Origin of the sequence: Devosia sp., assembly GCF_041917035.1 — a bacterium.
Taxonomy (GTDB): Bacteria; Pseudomonadota; Alphaproteobacteria; order Rhizobiales; family Devosiaceae; genus Devosia_A.
This window is the reverse complement of record NZ_JAYRYM010000007.1, coordinates 16,482-32,868: the sequence shown is the minus strand read 5'-3', so window position 1 is coordinate 32,868 and position 16,387 is coordinate 16,482. Positions and strand designations below refer to the sequence as shown.

At 64.5% G+C, this 16,387-nt stretch carries 16 protein-coding genes, 1 tRNA gene and 1 pseudogene; 9 read left to right on the top strand and 9 right to left on the bottom strand.

Annotation, left to right across the window (positions count from 1 at the left end):
* Positions 1-48 precede the first annotated feature (48 nt).
* Positions 49-290: pseudogene (locus ACE3TU_RS01975) on the bottom strand (IS3 family transposase); the annotation flags it as partial.
* 331 nt (positions 291-621) lie between these two features.
* Between ACE3TU_RS01975 and ACE3TU_RS01970 the strand changes: the two are divergent.
* Complete coding sequence (locus tag ACE3TU_RS01970) at positions 622-1,560, top strand: carbon-nitrogen hydrolase family protein (RefSeq protein WP_374619537.1); 939 nt, start codon at positions 622-624, stop codon at positions 1,558-1,560.
* A gap of 930 nt (positions 1,561-2,490) precedes the next feature.
* Here the strand turns inward: ACE3TU_RS01970 and ACE3TU_RS01965 are convergent.
* A complete protein-coding gene (locus ACE3TU_RS01965; RefSeq protein WP_374619534.1) occupies positions 2,491-3,069 on the bottom strand; it encodes a GIY-YIG nuclease family protein in 579 nt (192 codons plus the stop codon).
* 126 nt (positions 3,070-3,195) lie between these two features.
* On the opposite strand from ACE3TU_RS01965, the gene ACE3TU_RS01960 reads away from it, so the two are divergent.
* Together ACE3TU_RS01960 and ACE3TU_RS01955 are read left to right on the top strand one after the other, a co-directional pair.
* Complete coding sequence (locus tag ACE3TU_RS01960; RefSeq protein WP_374619531.1) at positions 3,196-3,414, top strand: helix-turn-helix domain-containing protein; 219 nt, start codon at positions 3,196-3,198, stop codon at positions 3,412-3,414.
* 77 nt (positions 3,415-3,491) lie between these two features.
* Positions 3,492-3,692 (top strand): hypothetical protein, encoded by a 201-nt coding sequence (locus tag ACE3TU_RS01955; protein ID WP_374619528.1) that lies wholly within the window; start codon positions 3,492-3,494, stop codon positions 3,690-3,692.
* A 314-nt stretch (positions 3,693-4,006) separates the two neighbouring features.
* On the opposite strand, the gene ACE3TU_RS01950 is transcribed toward ACE3TU_RS01955, so the two are convergent.
* Genes ACE3TU_RS01950 through ACE3TU_RS01940 form a run of 3 tightly spaced genes read right to left on the bottom strand, consistent with a single transcriptional unit; the run spans position 4,007 to position 5,771 of the window.
* A complete protein-coding gene (locus tag ACE3TU_RS01950) occupies positions 4,007-4,771 on the bottom strand; it encodes an ImmA/IrrE family metallo-endopeptidase (RefSeq protein WP_374619525.1) in 765 nt (254 codons plus the stop codon).
* Positions 4,768-5,190 carry a hypothetical protein gene (locus tag ACE3TU_RS01945; protein ID WP_374619522.1) on the bottom strand — a complete coding sequence of 141 codons (423 nt, stop codon included), beginning with the start codon at positions 5,188-5,190 and terminating at the stop codon, positions 4,768-4,770. Before ACE3TU_RS01945 ends, ACE3TU_RS01950 begins: the two co-directional genes overlap by 4 nt.
* Positions 5,187-5,771 carry an RNA polymerase subunit sigma-24 gene (locus ACE3TU_RS01940; RefSeq protein ID WP_374619520.1) on the bottom strand — a complete coding sequence of 195 codons (585 nt, stop codon included), beginning with the start codon at positions 5,769-5,771 and terminating at the stop codon, positions 5,187-5,189. The genes ACE3TU_RS01945 and ACE3TU_RS01940 overlap by 4 nt, the downstream gene beginning before the upstream one ends.
* A gap of 148 nt (positions 5,772-5,919) precedes the next feature.
* On the opposite strand from ACE3TU_RS01940, the gene ACE3TU_RS01935 reads away from it, so the two are divergent.
* From ACE3TU_RS01935 to ACE3TU_RS01925, 3 genes are read left to right on the top strand one after another with little or no spacing between them, the layout of a single operon-like run.
* On the top strand, positions 5,920-7,020 hold the full coding sequence (locus ACE3TU_RS01935; protein WP_374619517.1) for a multiubiquitin domain-containing protein: 1,101 nt from the start codon (positions 5,920-5,922) through the stop codon (positions 7,018-7,020).
* Complete coding sequence (locus ACE3TU_RS01930) at positions 7,017-8,393, top strand: ThiF family adenylyltransferase (protein ID WP_374619514.1); 1,377 nt, start codon at positions 7,017-7,019, stop codon at positions 8,391-8,393. Before ACE3TU_RS01935 ends, ACE3TU_RS01930 begins: the two co-directional genes overlap by 4 nt.
* Positions 8,390-8,764, top strand: a complete 375-nt coding sequence (locus ACE3TU_RS01925) for a DUF6527 family protein (RefSeq protein WP_374619511.1) — start codon at positions 8,390-8,392, stop codon at positions 8,762-8,764. Before ACE3TU_RS01930 ends, ACE3TU_RS01925 begins: the two co-directional genes overlap by 4 nt.
* Before the next feature lie 158 nt (positions 8,765-8,922).
* Here the strand turns inward: ACE3TU_RS01925 and ACE3TU_RS01920 are convergent.
* Positions 8,923-8,999 (bottom strand) — tRNA-Met (locus ACE3TU_RS01920).
* Positions 9,000-9,202: 203 nt separating this feature from the next.
* Between ACE3TU_RS01920 and ACE3TU_RS01915 the strand changes: the two genes are divergently transcribed.
* Positions 9,203-10,438: a glycoside hydrolase family 5 protein gene (locus ACE3TU_RS01915; RefSeq protein ID WP_374619508.1), complete on the top strand. Its 1,236-nt coding sequence runs from the start codon at positions 9,203-9,205 to the stop codon at positions 10,436-10,438.
* A 3-nt stretch (positions 10,439-10,441) separates the two neighbouring features.
* On the opposite strand, the gene ACE3TU_RS01910 is transcribed toward ACE3TU_RS01915, so the two are convergent.
* Positions 10,442-11,860: a CoF synthetase gene (locus tag ACE3TU_RS01910; protein ID WP_374619505.1), complete on the bottom strand. Its 1,419-nt coding sequence runs from the start codon at positions 11,858-11,860 to the stop codon at positions 10,442-10,444.
* 10 nt (positions 11,861-11,870) lie between these two features.
* The gene (locus ACE3TU_RS01905) at positions 11,871-12,866 is read right to left on the bottom strand and encodes a lipid II:glycine glycyltransferase FemX (protein WP_374619503.1); all 996 of its coding nucleotides are present in this window, start codon (positions 12,864-12,866) and stop codon (positions 11,871-11,873) included.
* A 281-nt stretch (positions 12,867-13,147) separates the two neighbouring features.
* Here ACE3TU_RS01905 and ACE3TU_RS01900 point away from each other — a divergent pair, with 281 nt between their 5' ends.
* The gene (locus tag ACE3TU_RS01900; protein ID WP_374619501.1) at positions 13,148-14,617 is read left to right on the top strand and encodes a lipopolysaccharide biosynthesis protein; all 1,470 of its coding nucleotides are present in this window, start codon (positions 13,148-13,150) and stop codon (positions 14,615-14,617) included.
* Between the two features lie 78 nt (positions 14,618-14,695).
* A complete protein-coding gene (locus tag ACE3TU_RS01895; RefSeq protein WP_374619499.1) occupies positions 14,696-15,196 on the top strand; it encodes a response regulator in 501 nt (166 codons plus the stop codon).
* 70 nt (positions 15,197-15,266) lie between these two features.
* Here ACE3TU_RS01895 and ACE3TU_RS01890 read toward each other — a convergent pair whose 3' ends face one another.
* Complete coding sequence (locus ACE3TU_RS01890; RefSeq protein WP_374619497.1) at positions 15,267-16,382, bottom strand: glycosyltransferase; 1,116 nt, start codon at positions 16,380-16,382, stop codon at positions 15,267-15,269.
* Positions 16,383-16,387 lie beyond the last annotated feature (5 nt).

Genomic DNA, 16,387 nt, shown 5'->3' with positions numbered 1-16,387 from the left:
GTTCGCAGCGGCTTAACCTCTCCCTATGAGCTGCTGCCGGCTTTTGTCTCACGCAGTAGCTAGCATAGCTCGTTCCTCGAACTCGACCGGGCTGAGACAGTGCCGTCGCCGCGGGTTGCAGTAGCCTTCGATGTAGTCGAACACATCGGCTCTGGCATCATTCCTCGTCTTGTAGACCTTGCGGGCAGACCGTTCGGTCTTGAGCGAGGAGTAGAAGCTCTCCATCGCCACGTTCGATCTGCTGCGCAGAACGTCTTGGACTCCCAGACGTTGCCCGACCGGCTCATCGATGAAGGGGATTGCTCGATCGCGCGGAGACCACGATCGATCGCTCGAGCGATCGACCGAACCTCAAGAGCCAGTTCCTGCGCGCAAAGCGATCGGTGGAGCAGCGTCTGGCGACACGTGGACTTTCCACGTCCCAGCCCTCTCGCCGCAGCAGCACATGCACCGCCGATAGCCATGCGGACGCGGGGCTCGCAGAAGATTGGCTGGACAGAAATGGAAGAGGTATTCCACAACCCTAGCTGCAGCGGTCAAGACCACTCCGCGTGAAGAAGCTCCTCTACAGATGCCTTCCGGACGAGAGTGTGCCATGCAACGGCCCAAAGGGATCGATGAATGAGAAAGCCCGCACGCATCGCCACGACGTCGCTTGCCACGCTGGAGCCGTTTGCGCCGCCCTACAACCTCTCCGAGCCGGACCCGGCTGAAACCTTCGCTCGCGGTCTGGCGCTGGTCGACGCTGCCGGTGCTCAGCAGGCAGATCTCGTCTGCTTGCCCGAGACGTTTGCTTCCGCTGGCCTCTCAAGTGCGCGTATCGCTGACATGGCCGAGCCGATCGACGGGCCGTCCTTTGCAGCGCTTTCGGAGCGGGCCCGCGCCAACAGGGTGAATCTCGTCGCGGGTGCCTTCCTCAAGCGGGCCGGGGCGATCGAAAACGTATCGGTCCTCTTCGATAGGGACGGCCGCCTAGTCGGGATCTACTCCAAGCGCCATCCAACCGAGGGCGAGATAGATGGCGGTGTGACGCCTGGCAACGCGGTAGGAGTGTTCGATACCGATATCGGCCGCATCGGCCTCGCCATCTGCTTTGATCTGAACTGGCGCGACTTGTGGGCCGGGATGAAGGCCGAAGGGTCCGACATCGTCGCTTGGATTTCTGCCTATGAGGGCGGTTTTCCACTGCAGGCATATGCCTGTCTGCATGACTTCGTCGTGGTGTCCGCTGTCCAGTCCTATACCGGCAAGATCATCGACAGGTCAGGCAAGGTGCTGACGAGCACCAGTCGCTGGGGCAGATTGGCCAGCGCAGTAGTGGATCTGGACCAGCGCTGGTTCCATACGGATGGTCAGGCAGATAAATTGCTCGCCATCCAGACGCGCTATGGCGACCGGCTGCTTGTCGAGACCCGCGGCGAGGAACACCTGTTTGTCATCTCAAGGCTCGATCCCGCGCTCTCGCTCGACATGGTCATCGAGGAGTTCGGCCTGATCGAACTCGGTGACTACCTCGGCCGCTGCACCACGGCGCAAGAACACGGCCGCCGGGTTCGCTAGGGGAAGGAGGCGGTCGATCACTTCGCCGCCCTCGGGCGGGTCAAGCTTGTCTCAATGGCCGGTTTTTTTTTAGTCCAAGCCGAACTAACGCGGGACATGGTTTGTGGGGCGCAATCAACCCTCGGGCACGCCGGCGGCGGCCATGCCTTCCAAGATATTGGCGTTTCTTCAGCGAGGAGTAAGAACGACTGCGCCCAAAACCACGAGACGCGGATGTTTTGTCAGCGTGTCGGCCCGCGTGCCGAGGCGTCTGGGTCGAGCATTTCCCGGCCTTTTGAATGTCGTTGACCGCCATCCCCGCGTTTGCGGGTAACGCGTGGGGAGCGAAATTCGCCGCGCTGGGTCGCAATACCACCCCCAGAGGTCCGATCGCACGTCGGCTCGTAACTGGCGCCCAGGCACGCGCCCTGCGGGCGTGCCAGATCGCTTCATTGTGCGCCAAGCCCTCCCAACTGTCCCTAGCCTCAGACTGCTTCCCTTCCTAGTCTGGGCCTTCACCTAAGAGGTAAGGAGAACATGCAAGCGACGCAGGACGACAATCTTGGGGAGCTCCACGCACTACTGGATGCAGTTCATCGGCATGCCCCAGCACGGATCGGCAGGTTGACGTTCCGCAGCATGGCGGAGGTGCCGGACTCCGAACAGACGCCGCAAGACGCCCGCAGTCGGCTCATCAGGCAACTGCGCAAGCTGGGTCGAGAAATTCACCGCCATGGAAACTCACTGCACCACGTAACGAGGACGGCGATACGCGATGATCGAGACGCGTCCCTGCTTGCGGTGGCGTGGGATGGGATCGGGGGCTTCTATCGGTAGCACTTAACTGTCCGATCTGTTGGATGATCATCAGCGTAGAGGCCAGCGAAACCTAGGACTTGAATGACTAGGCTCGCGCGCGCGTGTGAGCTGTCCGACTCGATCCACCTGTCTCTACTGCAATCCAAGGCGCCGTCGCATTGCCTGCAGTTCGGCCCTGAACGGATCAGCAGACTCCCTGATATTGAGCGGCAGACGGGGACCCCCGACGATAAGGGCGCTTTCAATCTCCCAAGGGCGAGGGTGCACCATCCACGCCACGCGAGCATGATCTGTCATCCAACCCGTCAGTCGCTGCTCGTCGTCACGCGACATTGCCAACTTGCCCGACGGCAGCCTGACGACCCCGAACCCCAGCTGTCCGCCTAGCAAGGAGGTTAGAGTTCGACGGAGTGTCGAGGTGGCTATCGGCCCCCGCGTGTGGTTCTTCAGCCGGTCCCGCAGCGTCCGCTTGCTCGCGGCGCCGGACCTTGAGGGTGCGCTCGGCGCTATCCCTAGGTAAAGCAACCGACGTGAACCAACCGCGATGCTGTCTTGGTCGGGGACGTTGAGTGTCGCGTCGTCAAACCACCACCCGTAAATCCCTGGCTCATCCGGTACTAGCTTGGGGTCTGCCGCGATGGCTGTCGCCGAATAGAAGGTCGCGGGCGCCAGAAGGGTAGGGGCGATACTTAAACTATGAGTCAAGTCCATGGGCGAACTACTCCGCCGCCTCGGGTGGTTAACTCGGGCGAAGCTTGTTGCTGGGCGTGATGTCGGTGGCTAGGGCCGACGAATTTGACTCATATTCTATGGAGCCGATGCCGGTCTATAGGCGGCATGCGGCCCATGGACGTAAAGTCAAGAGTCGCGAGGAATGTGAGAGCCTTGCGGGGGGAAAGAGGCCTGACCCAAGAGGAGCTTGCTGCACAGGCAAGCATCCATTCGACCTACTTAAGCGCGGTGGAAGGCGGAAAGCGCAACCCAAGCTTAGAAGTACTCGATAGGTTGGCAAATGCTCTGCGAGTCGATGTCAGCGAGCTTTTTAGGAAACCCTAGTTCGGAACTGGGATTGTCCCTGACACGCTCTATTGAGGTCTCTTATCGATCTCCATCTCAAACCAAAGGAGATTGAGATGTCCGAGATCGTTACCCTGAAGTCGATCTGCACCGAACTGAAGCTCGATCCTCGTGAGGCCCGCGAACGGCTGCGGGCAGCTCTGCTTGACCCGAAGAAGCATCCTGCTCTCGCCGAAGACCACAAGCCGAAGTCGGCGTGGCAGTGGGTCAAGGGCTCGCCAAGTGAGAAAGAAGCCCGCGCACTGTTTGCGAAGTGATTTCTCGGCCTCCGGTCCTCGCGACTAGGGGCCGCACTCGCCTTGACCGTCCGCATTGACCCGGAGCGGCCGCTTGAAGCCTGGAGATTGAGCTGTCGTGCACCCCTCACCCCATAAGCAGCTGTCGCTCAAAGCCTGAAAGCAGACATAGCTTCGGGGCAGTCGCGGCAACTGGTGGGTTGGGCAACGGCAAAATTTGGCCGAAGTGAGCAAGGTTCGAGCCATACGTCCGCCACTTGCGCAACATCGTCGACAGGCCGTGATGTGCGGACTGACAGAGGTGGGTGAAAGCGGTCGGCTTCGAGACAGACCCGCTAGCGAGCATGCATTTGATCGTCGTCAAATAGGAGCAACGTCAGCGTCTCATTGCCCGGTAGTCGGATCGACTGTTCGCGGACTTCATACCAGCTCGCATCGTGCCGATCGAACCAGGCATCGGCACCAACCTTCATGGGCAAGTTGATTTCCGGCTTACCGCCGAACTGGACATCGAAAGCGGGACTGTCGGCGCTGAGCTGTTCCTGCGGAAACCAGCGATCGTCGATCATTTGGGAGCGCACGAACCACTTGCGCCCTCCGGCTCCGTGACAGACGAGCATGGCAGGGACCCGCTTGCCCTCAACTACCCGGATTGCGGCCGCAGTAACGCTAGTGTTGAAGGCCTTAGCCAAATTGCGGAACATCGCAAAGTTGACCTTGCCTGCGGCCCGCACAGCCGGATCGAACAGGAAGCGAGGCATCAGCAGGTCAGCCGCATAGCGATCGGCCGCCCGCTCCGAGGTGCTCGCTAGCGGATTGCCGATCTCGTCGCTTCCGCAAACCAGGCACTTTCCACGGTCATGGTGCCAATGGCCAAGTTCGTGCCCAAGCGAAAACCGCCGCCGGCCGGGCAAGGCATCTTCCTTGATCGTCACGATCGCCCGATCATGCGTTCCGACGATGCGAGCCTCACAGTTCTCGAGAGGGCCGTACTTGACCCTCACTCCCTCCGTCCAGGCAATCGCCTCGAGATCAATGTCCGCCGGTTCTTGCACCCCTAGACTGACCAGTAGGCGTTCGGCAGGAGTCAGCTGGTTCACTCGCTGCCCTCGTCCGTGATGCCAAGCTCCTCGAGATCAGCAAGTAAGGACAGCACGTCCCCGTCGGACATTCCGTTTCCCTTCCGCGCCGCCATTGTCAACTTGGCTGTGGCATTTGGGAAGCGCTGCATGATTGTGTTCAGTCGAGTGCGGGCGGCGACAGGGTCCCGCGTGCTTTGTGCTGCACGTCGTTGAGCATCCGCGTTCACAGCCTCGCGGGCAGCCATCAACCGCCGACGACCCTGAGCGAGCTCGGCCTTGCCAAACAGTGCACGCATCCGATCGGCGATGGCCTTGGGGTCATCGCCACGTTCCTTGATTTCCTTGAGGAGGTCCTCATCCGAGGTCTGCAGAATGTCTTCTACTAGCATATCGACCAATAGGCCGATTGGGTCACTCTCGCTGTTGGTGCCACTCATAGTATCCACCCGTTCGGGTATGCTGCGTCTACTCTACGCCGGAACTTCTTGCGCATCGAACTGAACGCGGTGCCGCTAATTCCGGTGTATGCTCGCAGCTCTTCACCATCGAGACCCTCCATAACGCCTTCGGCGAAATCGCGGGCCACCGTGTCGTCGCTGAACAAGCTCAGGATCGCTGCCCGAATTGCTTTCGTCGTCTCCGCCGTCCCGAGTGCGTGCTCGGCGGTCGGTGACGCATCGGCGGGATTGAAGGGCACGCTTTTCCCGTTCTTGTCAGTGGTCTTGTGATCAATGGGCAGCAGGCGTCGCGCCTTCTGGCGGAGGCCGTGGGAGATGCTGCGCATCGTTTCTGAGAGAAAGGCAATGGGGTCGACGTTTCGGGGGCAGTTGCGCCTGCCCTCCGTGACTCTGAAGATTGCCTCGTTGATCAGGTCCTCTTCCGGGGAACCGCACGCCTTACTGTGAAAGCGGCCGATCTCGTGAAGCCGTAGCCATTGTGCGTCCGTCAGCCCGCGAAGCACTGACATGAATTCGCCGACGCTTAACGCGTCCGACTCCTCGGCTGCTTCCTGCAGCATTGGTGCACTTCCTTTCCCCTTCCCGAAGCCATGTGCGCTCCAGGCCCCCCCCCCTCGGACATCCCCAACGAAAAAAATCGCATGTCCGAATGGCCGCTGCGGCCGCGCACATCTGGTCAGTAGCAACACTGCCCGAAAGGCACCGAAAATGACCAGCCAGAACGCAGCGGGCAATCGCCCCAACAACAGCTCCATCAAGATCGAGATCGCGGGTCTCGACCTCAATTTCAATACCGTGCACATCGCCGATGCGACGCCGACCGGCGCCCAGATCGCGGCGGCCGCCGAAGTCCTGCCGGACAAGGATCCGTTCGTCCTTCGTTTCCTGGACGACGGTGAACTCGTGCCAATTCTCGCCTCGGAAGTTGCGCCCATCGATGGCGTCAACGACCGCTTTGTCGTGACCAGCGCTGACCGCGCCTTCCGCCTCAAGGTGGACGGCGAGCAGTACGACTGGCCCGCGCAGAAGATCACCGGCAAGACCGTGCGCAAGCTCGCCGGTATCGCGAACGACCTCCAGCTGATGCTGGCCGTAGAGAACGAGCCCGACAAGGTCATCGACAATCGCGACTTGGTCGACCTCGCGATGGTCAGCGTCGAGCGCTTCTACACCGTGCGCGAGACCTGGAAGATCAAGGTTCAGGACACGATCATCCAGTCCGACCAGCCGACCATCAAGGTTCGCGACGCCATGACCGAGGCGGGCTTCGACCCCAACCAGCCGTGGCATATCTTCCTCAAGGTCAGCGGCCAGCCGAAGCAGGAAGTCGGTCTCGACTTTGACGTCGACCTGCGCACTCACGGCATCGAGAAGCTGCGCCTGACGCCCAAGGACGTCAACAACGGGGAAGCCGGCAACGGCTTCCGTCTCCTAGGTGTCGATGAAGCCTTCCTCATGCAGTCGGGGTGGCGTTGGCGGACGGTGCTGGACCAGGGCCGTCGTTGGCTCATCATCGACAACTACCAGTTGCCGCCGGGCTTCTCGGCAACTGCCGTCGCCATGGCGCTCGAGATCCCCAATACCTATCCCGGTGCTCAGATCGACATGTTCTACGTCGCGCCCGTTCTGCTGCTCGCGAACGGCAGCCGGATCGGCGCAACCGAGACGCTGATCACCATTGGTGGCGTCACCTATCAGCGCTGGTCGCGTCACCGCGGCCAGGTCTCGCCCTGGAACCCCAAGATCGACAACGTCCGCACCCACCTGACGCTCGTCGATGGTGCCCTGAGCCGTGAGGTCAATCAGTGACCCAGCCTTCCGCTCTTGTGATCCCCGCGGGCATCCACGCCGGCCTCAAAGCTCACCTGTTCCCTGGCGACGGCTGCGAAGCCGCCGCCATCCTGCTTTGCTCCCGGTCTCCCGGCGCCCGAAAGCGCCTTTTGGCGCAGCGCCTCATCTCGGTGCCCCATGGCGACTGTGCCATCCGTACCCCCGACTACATCTCCTGGCCAGGGCGCTATCTTGAGGAAGCCATCGACCGCGGCGAAGGTGAGGGATTGTCCGTCGTTCTCGTTCATTCGCACCCCGGGGGCCTGTTTGCCTTCTCGCACGTCGACGACGAAAGCGACGCGGTCACCGTTCGTGCCCTTCATGCGGCCTATGAGGCAGATCACGGGTCGGCCATCATGATGCCGTCGGGCGCTATCCGGGCTCGCACGTACCTCGACGGCATCGCCACCGACTTCGATCTGGTCATCATCCCCGGCGACGATATCCTCACTTTCTGGGTCGATCGAGACCAAAACCAGCGGGCGCCGGTTGCCTTCACCTCGGAGATGACCGCGCAGAACGATCGGCTTTCCGTGCTGGTCATCGGCGCCTCGGGGACTGGCTCCCCGACGATCGAGCAGCTGCTTCGTCTCGGCTTCGGCAGGGTCGTCGGCGTTGAATACGACCTCACCGAATTCAAGAACCTCAACCGCATCCTCAACGCCACCATCGCCGACGCAGAGACCGAAATGCCAAAGGTTCAGGTCATGCTTCGGGCTGCCGAGAGCCACCGCGGGCAAGGTGTGTTCGTTCCCGTAGAGCGGTCGATCTTTGATCGCGAGGCGGTTCTGGCCGGCGCCGACTGCGATTTCATCCTGTGCTGCGTCGATACGCTGGAGGCGCGATACGTCGCCGACCTAATGGGCTCGGCCTTCCTGATGCCGGTCATCGATATGGGCGTTGTGGTTCCGACCCGACAGGCGCCTGCCCGGACTGTTATTGCGGACGTGTGCGGGCGCATCGACTACGTCTATCCGGGCGGCTCAACCCTGGCGGACCGCGGCGTCTACACGCCGGAGGCGCTGGAGGCCGAGTATCTTAGGCTCCATGCGCCCGACGTTCATCGTGAGAAGGTGAAGGAAGGATACATTAAGGGCATGGCCGAAGAGGCTCCCTCGGTGATCTCGCTCAATATGCGAGCATCCGCCGCGGCGGTGAACGAACTCCTTGCCCGGCTTTATCCCTTCCGCCACGAACACAATAGTGGCTATGCGCGGACCTTCTTCAGCCTCGCCGCGGCCGAGGAGGACTATACCGCCGAGGGCAAGTTCAAGCGCGGTGACGAAGTGGAGTTGGCAACTGGCGCTCGCGAGCCGCTGCTTGGGCTCCCGGCTCTGGGGGCAGAGCGATGATCGTTATCGATATCGCGACCAGGTGGATACGGGCCGAGTATGTCCGTTGGCAAAGGCGTATGCGCGGCCTGTTCGAGCGCTGGCGGCCGCCTTATCGGCTTCGGGTTGTGGATGGCGACAGCCTGCCACCTGTGGTTCCGGTTGGCGCCCTTGTTTTGGCTCGCGACGAGGGCGAAGACTGGTGCGTTGGGATGAAGTGCCCGTGCGGTTGCGGCCGAACAATCGAGCTCCTGCTGATCCCCGAAGCCAAGCCAAGGTGGTCGCTTTCGCTGGACCTGACAGGACTACCGTCTCTGTCTCCATCGGTGTTCCTCAGGGACGGCTGCAGATCTCACTTCTGGCTCAAGCGCGGAAGGGTCATCTGGAGCTGAAAAACGGAGCCCAATCGTGACCGGCGTTACCTCAGTCGGCACCAAGCAGCTTCTGGCGCAAATCGCGGCCGCGAAACCCATGTGTTACCCTACACAAGGACTCGCCCGTCGACTGAACGCGACGTTTGTCGTAAAATACTGATAACGCTGCTGAATTTTGGTAGCGGAGGAGGGATTTGAACCCCCGACACACGGATTATGATTCCGCTGCTCTAACCAACTGAGCTACTCCGCCCCGAGGAATGGTGCGGCCGGGTGGGCCGCTGGCGCCGTCGGGGGCGCGGCGCCTTATTAGGTTTGGTGGGGGAGGGTGTCAAGCGCGCGTTGGGCGCGGTGCGGTGGATCAGGTTTGGTACACCATAGGTCGCGATTGCGGGTCGCGGCAACCGTCGGTTCGGTATTTCCGGCCATCGTCTGGCATGAACTCCTGGAGGCCTCATGCGTCTGATCCTGCTCCTTCTGCTTGCGCTCGCTGCGGCGCCGGGCTCGGCCGCCCCGTTGGCGCTGCAGCGCGGTGTCAATGTGCACGAATGGCTCAACTGGTCACCGCTCGCGGCCGACGGAAGCTATCGCTGGCCGCCTTACCAGAGCAGGGATGAATGGCTCAGCCGCTATCGTCCGCTCACCGATTGGGCGGGGGTGGATCCGCTCGTCAGCATCGGCGCGCTCGGCTTCGATTTCGTCCGCCTGACCGTCGATCCCGGCCCGCTGCTGGCGAGCGAGGGTGTGCGGCGCGAGGAAGCGCTCGCGGTGCTGGCCGACAGCGTGCGCGCCGCCACGGATCGGGGCCTCAAGGTGGTGCTCAACCTCCACCCCGTCTCGCAGGTGCCGGCCTATGGCGGCATGGCGATCATCGAGCAGCCGGCCGACAGCCCGAGCATCGCGCGCTACCGGGCAATGACCGTCGACGTGGCGCGGATGCTCGTGCCGCTCGGCCTAGATAGGGTGGCCTTCGAGCCGTTCAACGAGCCGCAGCACTACCCGTGCGAGGGTCGCGGAAACGGGCAGTGGCAGCGGATCATGGCCGAGGGGGTGTCGGCCATCCGGGCCGTCAGTGCCGAGCTGACACTGATCGCCACCGGCGCCTGTGGCGGCGATGTGGCCGGGCTCGCCGATCTCGATCCTCGCTTCGATGATCCCAACATCTACTACAGCTTCCACATGTACGATCCGCACCTGTTCACCCATCAGCGCTCCCCCGAGGAGGGCGGCTTCGCCTCGGGACTCCCGTGGCCGGCCAGCGCGGGGTCGCCTGCCGCCGTGATCGAGGCGCTGCGTGCCCACATGACGGCCGCGGGGATCGGCGACCTGGAGCAAACGCGTACGCTGCTGGCAGTGGCGCCCTACATCTCGCAGTATTTCGACGAGGGCTGGGGCGAAGCGCAGATGGCCGAGGGCTTTGCGCAGGTGCTGCGCTGGGCGGAGGCCCACGATATTCCGGAGAACCGGCTGTTCCTGGGCGAGTTCGGGGTGGTCGCCATGTCCGAGGACGGACGCAGCGGCGCCTTCGACGCGGATCGGCTGCGCTACCTCGAGGCGGCGCGCCGGCTGGCCGAGGCCAACGGCATCCCCTGGGCGGTGTGGGAGTTCGCCAATCCGTGGGGGATGAGCGTCATTGTCCCCGGTGGGCCGGCCGTTCCCGACAGGCGGATGCTCGAGGCCCTGGGGCTTTGAGCCTCACAGCCCGCCCAGGTCGATGTGCTGCACGATATAGGCGCGCTTGCCGCCGCGACCGGCCACGAGGCTGTCGACCCGCTCGACCGAAAAGCTCAGGCGGTTGAGGACGCGCTCCTGCAGGTCCGCGACGATGTTCAGCGCGTCCCGCTCGGTACCGCCTTCGGACGGGACGTAGCGCATGGTGACCTTGCCCGGTTCGTGCTGCACAAACTGGAACTCCTCGACGCCGACGAAGAAGCGCGGCTTTTCCGGCGTCAGGTCGATCGACACGATGCGGCCGCCATCGGCGGCGACGAGGTAGCCGGGCTTGCGGCGTGGCACGATATCGGCCACCTGCAGGCGCTGGCCGTTGGCCTCGCCGGGCAGCTCGACCAGGGTGGCGCTGTCATTGGTGTCGTAGCGGATGAAGGGCATGCCGGTCGACAGGAAGCCGGTGCCGATCAGTCGGCCCTCGCGACCCGGCTCGGTGATCGGCTGGCCGGCCGCGTCGACGAGTTCGGCCAGCCCGTAGAGCGGCTGGAACGTATAGAGCCCTGGCCTCGTCATGCTCTCGTTGGCGAACAGCGCCTTCTCGCTCAGGCCATAGAAATTGGCGATCGGCGCGTCGCCGAACGCCGCCGCGATCGTTGCCCGCTGGTGCGGCAGCAGGGGCTCGGAGATGGGCAGCACGCCCTTGAGCGGCTGCTTGAGCCGGCGGTCCATGCTGATCATGTGGTTGGCCATTAGCACGATGGCCGAGGGATAGCCGTAGAGATAGCGCACGCCATAGGCGTCGATGAGGTCGGCATAGCGCGCGACATCTTCGCGATTCATCGGGAACACCGAGAGGCGAAGCTCACGCAGCGCCGGCTCCCATTCCGAGCTGATGCGGCCGCGTCGGTCCAGCCCGACGCCGCGCAGCACGATCTTGCTGTCTTTTTCGGTGAAGCCGGCGCGGCTCCAGCTGTCCATGACGAAGGCCATCTCGCGCGGGCTGCGGTCCCGGTCGAGGTAGAAGCCGAACGGGCGCTCGGCGTTCGAGCCGCTGGTGTCGGCTCGGTCGAGGCTGTTGCGCGGCACGGTCAGGATGCTGTCGCCAGCGGCCTCAAGGTCGCGCTTGCCCAATATCGGCAGGCGGCGCAGGTCTTCGGGCACGGCGCGCTCGTAGTCGTAGCCGATGCCGAGGTGGCGATCGAAGAGGTCGCGATAGAACGGGCTCTGCTCGTGCGCCTTGTGCAGCAGGCCGCGCAGGGCGGCAAGGTGCGCCTCGTGCGAGGCCGCCGGGTTGATCGCGTTCGCCGCTATGCGACGGCGCCACAGCCGATAGGAGTTGCCGAACTTGGCGCCGGTCGGCACCACCGATACCAGCGGTGCAAGGGACCGACGCACGAAGCGCGGCGCCCGGGCATAGGCTCCACGGGCTACATCCATCACGCTCATCATTGCCTCCTCACAGACTGATCCACTCGCCGGCGAGTTCGTACTCGACGGGTCGCATCGTGCGCTTGAACTGGGTATAGCCGTCGCCCTCGCGCAGGCCACCGACGTCGAAGACGGTGACACCGCGGCGCCGCATCTCACGCATCACGTTCCACATCAGGAAGTTGCCGGCATTGACTTCGCGGCCTTCCGGCCCGAACCAGCCGACGTGGTACTCGGCCACCCGGCCGAAGCGCACGACCGACATGCCGGCGACCGGAACGCCTTCGCGCAACAACTGGAAGACGAGGACGTTGCCCGGCGCGGCTTCGCGCAGGCCACGCAGCAGCCTGGGATTGGCTGCGCGGAAGTTCTTGGCCTGCATGTTCTCGATGTGCCGCGCGATCATCCATTCGTAGCCGGCCGCATCTTCGGCGATGCGGAGTTCGGCGCCCGCCCGCTCGGAGGCGCGGGCGCGGTTGCGGAAAGTCGGGCTGAAGCTGCGCCACAGCTCGTCTTCGCTTCCCGATAGATCGATGCGTCCCGAGCGCCAGGAGGCAACCTGGCGGCGGATGTAGCCGGCCTCGCGCAACAGGGCGATGTTCCGGTCGGTGCGGGGCAGGGCCGGGGCGATCAGCAACGGCGCCGTCCAGAACCGGCCCACGCTGTTGCGCAGCGCGCGGAAGACGCCGATCACCTGCTGGTCGGAGGGGTTCGGATCGAGCAGGATCGGGCCGCGATTGATGCGATTGAACAGCCTCAGACCGGCGCGCCGCAACTCGAGCACCACCGCGAAAGCCACAGGACGTCCGCCCGACGACAGCAGCAGGCGCCGGGACGGCCAGCCGCTCGCGAGTTTGCCTGCGGCAAAGCTGTAGTCCTGCGGCATGTGTCCGACAGGCGCCAGCTCCATCAGGTGCCGCCACTCGGCTTCATCGGTGTTGATGCTCACCTCAATGCCATCGCCGGTGCGCTGGGGTTGCGCAGCAGCCTCACCCGGCACGGTCGGAACGACGTCAAAAGCCATTACACAATATCCCTGGCAAGAGCGCCAGCCTCGCCGCCATCGATAAGAGCTTGTCCGGCCGCTCGAAACCGAAAGGTGACTTTAGTGTTAATGTGACCGGCTCGATGCACCCCCTCACGCGACGCGATGCTGTGACGGCACGGATGTCTGCTGTTCGTGGTTCACCAGCATTTCGATACAATTGTCGATATTCACCGTACACCGGCAATTAACTATCCGGCGAAGGGGCCGGGGCGTAGACGGACATGGGCGGGAATCGATCCCGCTGTGCCGAGGTGCCCGTGCTGCTCCGTTCCACCCTGATCTACGCGCCGGCGATCCTGTTGACCCGTGTCTCGGCCCTCCTGCTGCTGGTCATCGCGACACGCCTGATCGACCAGACGGAGTACGGTCTCCTCGCGCTGGTCGTCACCATCGGTGAACTGACCGACTCGGCGGTGACCAACTGGCTGCGCATCGCGCTGCTGCGGCTGGGCGGCACGGGAGAGGTGACGCGCGGCAGCCTGCGTCTCGCGGCGCGGGTACTCGCCGTCACTACTCTTGTCGGCCTGGCCGTCTCGAGCATCGCCTCTGGCCTCGTTGCACCGGAACGCTGGGCGGAGTTCGCCATCGCGGTCTCGGCCTACCTCGTCGTCGGCGCGGTCAGCCGATTTGCCCTGACGGTCCTGCAGATGCAGCAGCGGCACGGGGCCTACGCGCTGCTCGAGTTCGCCCGGGCGGCGTTGCAGCTGGTGCTGCCGGTCTTGGCCGTCACGCTCGCCCCGCACGGCTTCCTCGTCGTTTCGCTGGCCTCCTCCGTGGCGACCTTGGCGGCCGGACTGGTCGGGCTGCGTCTGGCGCTGGCGCTCGCCGTCGGCGGCCCGCCGCGCTTCACCCACCGCGAGTTGTTCGCGCTCGGCATCCCGCTGATTGCCCTGGCCATCGTCGGCTTCGGGCTCACCAGCGCCGAGCGGGTACTGCTCAAGCTCTACTACGACGCCGGCGCCGTTGCGGTCTTTGCCGCGAGCTACGCCCTGGCGCGGCAGCCGATCGACACCATCGCCAACGCCATCAACATGGGCGGCTTTCCGGAGATGGTGAGGCGCTTCGACCGCGACGGGCCGACGGCGGCCGCCGCCTTTCTGTCGCAGCAATTGTCGCTCCTCGCGCGGCTGAGCTTTCCGGTGGCGGCGCTCCTCGTCGCACTGAGCGGCGAAATCGGCGGGCTGGTGTTGCCGGATGGCTACCAGGGGCCGGTGGGACAGCTCTTCCCGGTGATCGCCATTGCGGTGATGGCCGGCAACTTCGCCACCTTCGTGTTCCAGAACATGATCCACGCCCACAAGCGGCCCTGGCTGCTGATCGTCGTCGGCGCGCCGGGCTCGGCCGTCACTGTCGGCCTGTCGTTGCTTGTCATTCCGCCGCTGGCCGAAGTCGGTGCCGCGCTGGCGCTGGCCGGCGGCATGCTCACCACGCTCGGTGCGGCGATCGTCGTTTCGGGCCGGCTGACACCGATCCCGGTTGCCTGGCGCGACCTGGCCATCTCGGCCGCGATCGCCGTGGCAGCGGGCATGGCCGCCTTCATCGCCAGCGCACTGCTGGGCGCGGCCTGGCCGGTGTTCAAGCTGGCGAGCGGCGGCACGGCCGGGGTGCTCGTCTTTCTGGGTCTCAACGCGCTGCTCCATCCCGAACAGACCCGCGATCTTGCCGGAAGGTTGAGAGCGCGCCTTGGCCTCGCCAGAACGCCGTCGGGTGGTATCCGCGCCGGTTAAGGATAGTCCCAGTTCTCGCGCGCCACGTGAGCCTGGTTGTGTTAAGCCCTTGTTAACCCAAGCGGGAGGCCAGTTCAGATGGAGTTGCGTAGCCTGTGCATTGCCATGCTGGCAGGCAATCCGGCCCTGGCTGGCATCCTGCAGCGCGCCCTCCGCGACGATGGCGGGCACGAGGTGGCGAGCTTCGTCGGTATCGAGGCACTGACCACCTTCCTGCGCATCTCCCCGATCGATGTGGTCCTGCTCGATACCGATCTCCCCGGGTCGCCGGTCGCCGACATTGCGAAGGGCCTCCGCCAGCACCTGCGGCTCGCCAGCCCGGACTTCCGCATCATCGCGTTGACGCGCACGCCGACGCCGTTCCACAGGCCCCTGCATGATGCCGGGATAGATCGGGTGCTGGTGAAGCCGGTGACGCCGGGACAAGTGCTCGAGACCGTCGAGGCGATGTTCCAGCCCCTCCGCGCCGTGGCGGTGGCCGCGAGCCAGCCGCACCTGCCGGCCGCTTCGTCGACGGCCTCCCCCGCGCGGATCGGAAACGTCATTCCGTTGTTCGGCGAAGGTCGGACGCGTCGCTGACCGAACCGTCATTCCGCGCGGTACTCTGCGCCGTTCCGGGAATCCTCCTGTACCCCAGGCCGGTCTCGTCTCAGGCGAGCAGGGCCTCGTAGGCGTCTCCGACGACCGGCAGGGCGAAGTCCGCCGCGCGCGTCCGGAGCCGGTCGGCGGGCAGCGGATCGTCGAGGGTGCGTGACATGGCATCGGCGAGCGCCGTGGCATCGCCCACCGGCACAAGCGGTCCGAGTTCACCATCCTCGAGGATTTCGCGCGGCCCATAGGGTGCGTCGGTCGAGACCACCGGCACGCCGGCGGCCATGGCTTCGATCAGCACATTGCCGAACCCTTCGCTGGTCGAGCTGAGGGCGAACAGGTCGGCCACCGCGTAGCAGGCCGCGGGGTCGTTGACATAGCCCGGAAACAGCACGCGACCGGCGATCCCCAGAGCCTGTGCCTCGGATTTCAGCTCGCCCAGCAGCGGACCGTCGCCAAAGATCACCAGCCGGGCCGGGCGTTCCGCCACAAGGTGCGCAAAAGCGCGCAACAGGGTCGACTGGTCCTTGACCCGCGTCAGTCGCCCGGCCGTGACGATGACGGGGCCTTCGCCCATCGCGTCCAGGTCGGCCTGCCAGGGATAGGTCGCAGCCGGTACGGAGCCGGTGGGCGGCAGCGGGTTGTGAATCACGGCGATGCGTTCGCGGGCCGCACCGCGGCGCACCAGGTCCTCGCCGACGCCTGTCGACACGGCAATGCCCTTGGTGGCCCGCGCCGCCACCACGGAGCCGGTGACCCCGGCGATGCGCGAGCCGAGATCCCGGGTCGGCAGGGCGGCGGCGGCGTGAAAGCTCGGAAAGAACAACGCGTCGCTCATCGACAGGTAGAGCGCGAGCGCCGTGATCAGGTTGGCGAAGTCGGGGCCGCTGAAGACAGCGTCAGGTCGCAGCCGGCGATACAGGTGGGCGGAAGCGAGCAGGCCGCGTATCGTCCTGGACTTGCCGAAACGTCCTCCCCTGGTGATCGGCATGCCGAGGTCGACGAGCCGAACATCAGGGGAGAGCAGCGCGGCATTGGGTCCTTCGCCGTTCCAGACGAATAGCGTGACCTCGTGGCCGCGCGCCGCGAGCTCGTTGGCCATCAGCACCCACACTCGCTCGGCGCCGCCCCCCCTCAGGCTGGGGACGTGGAAAACAATGCGCTTGCCCGACATGATCG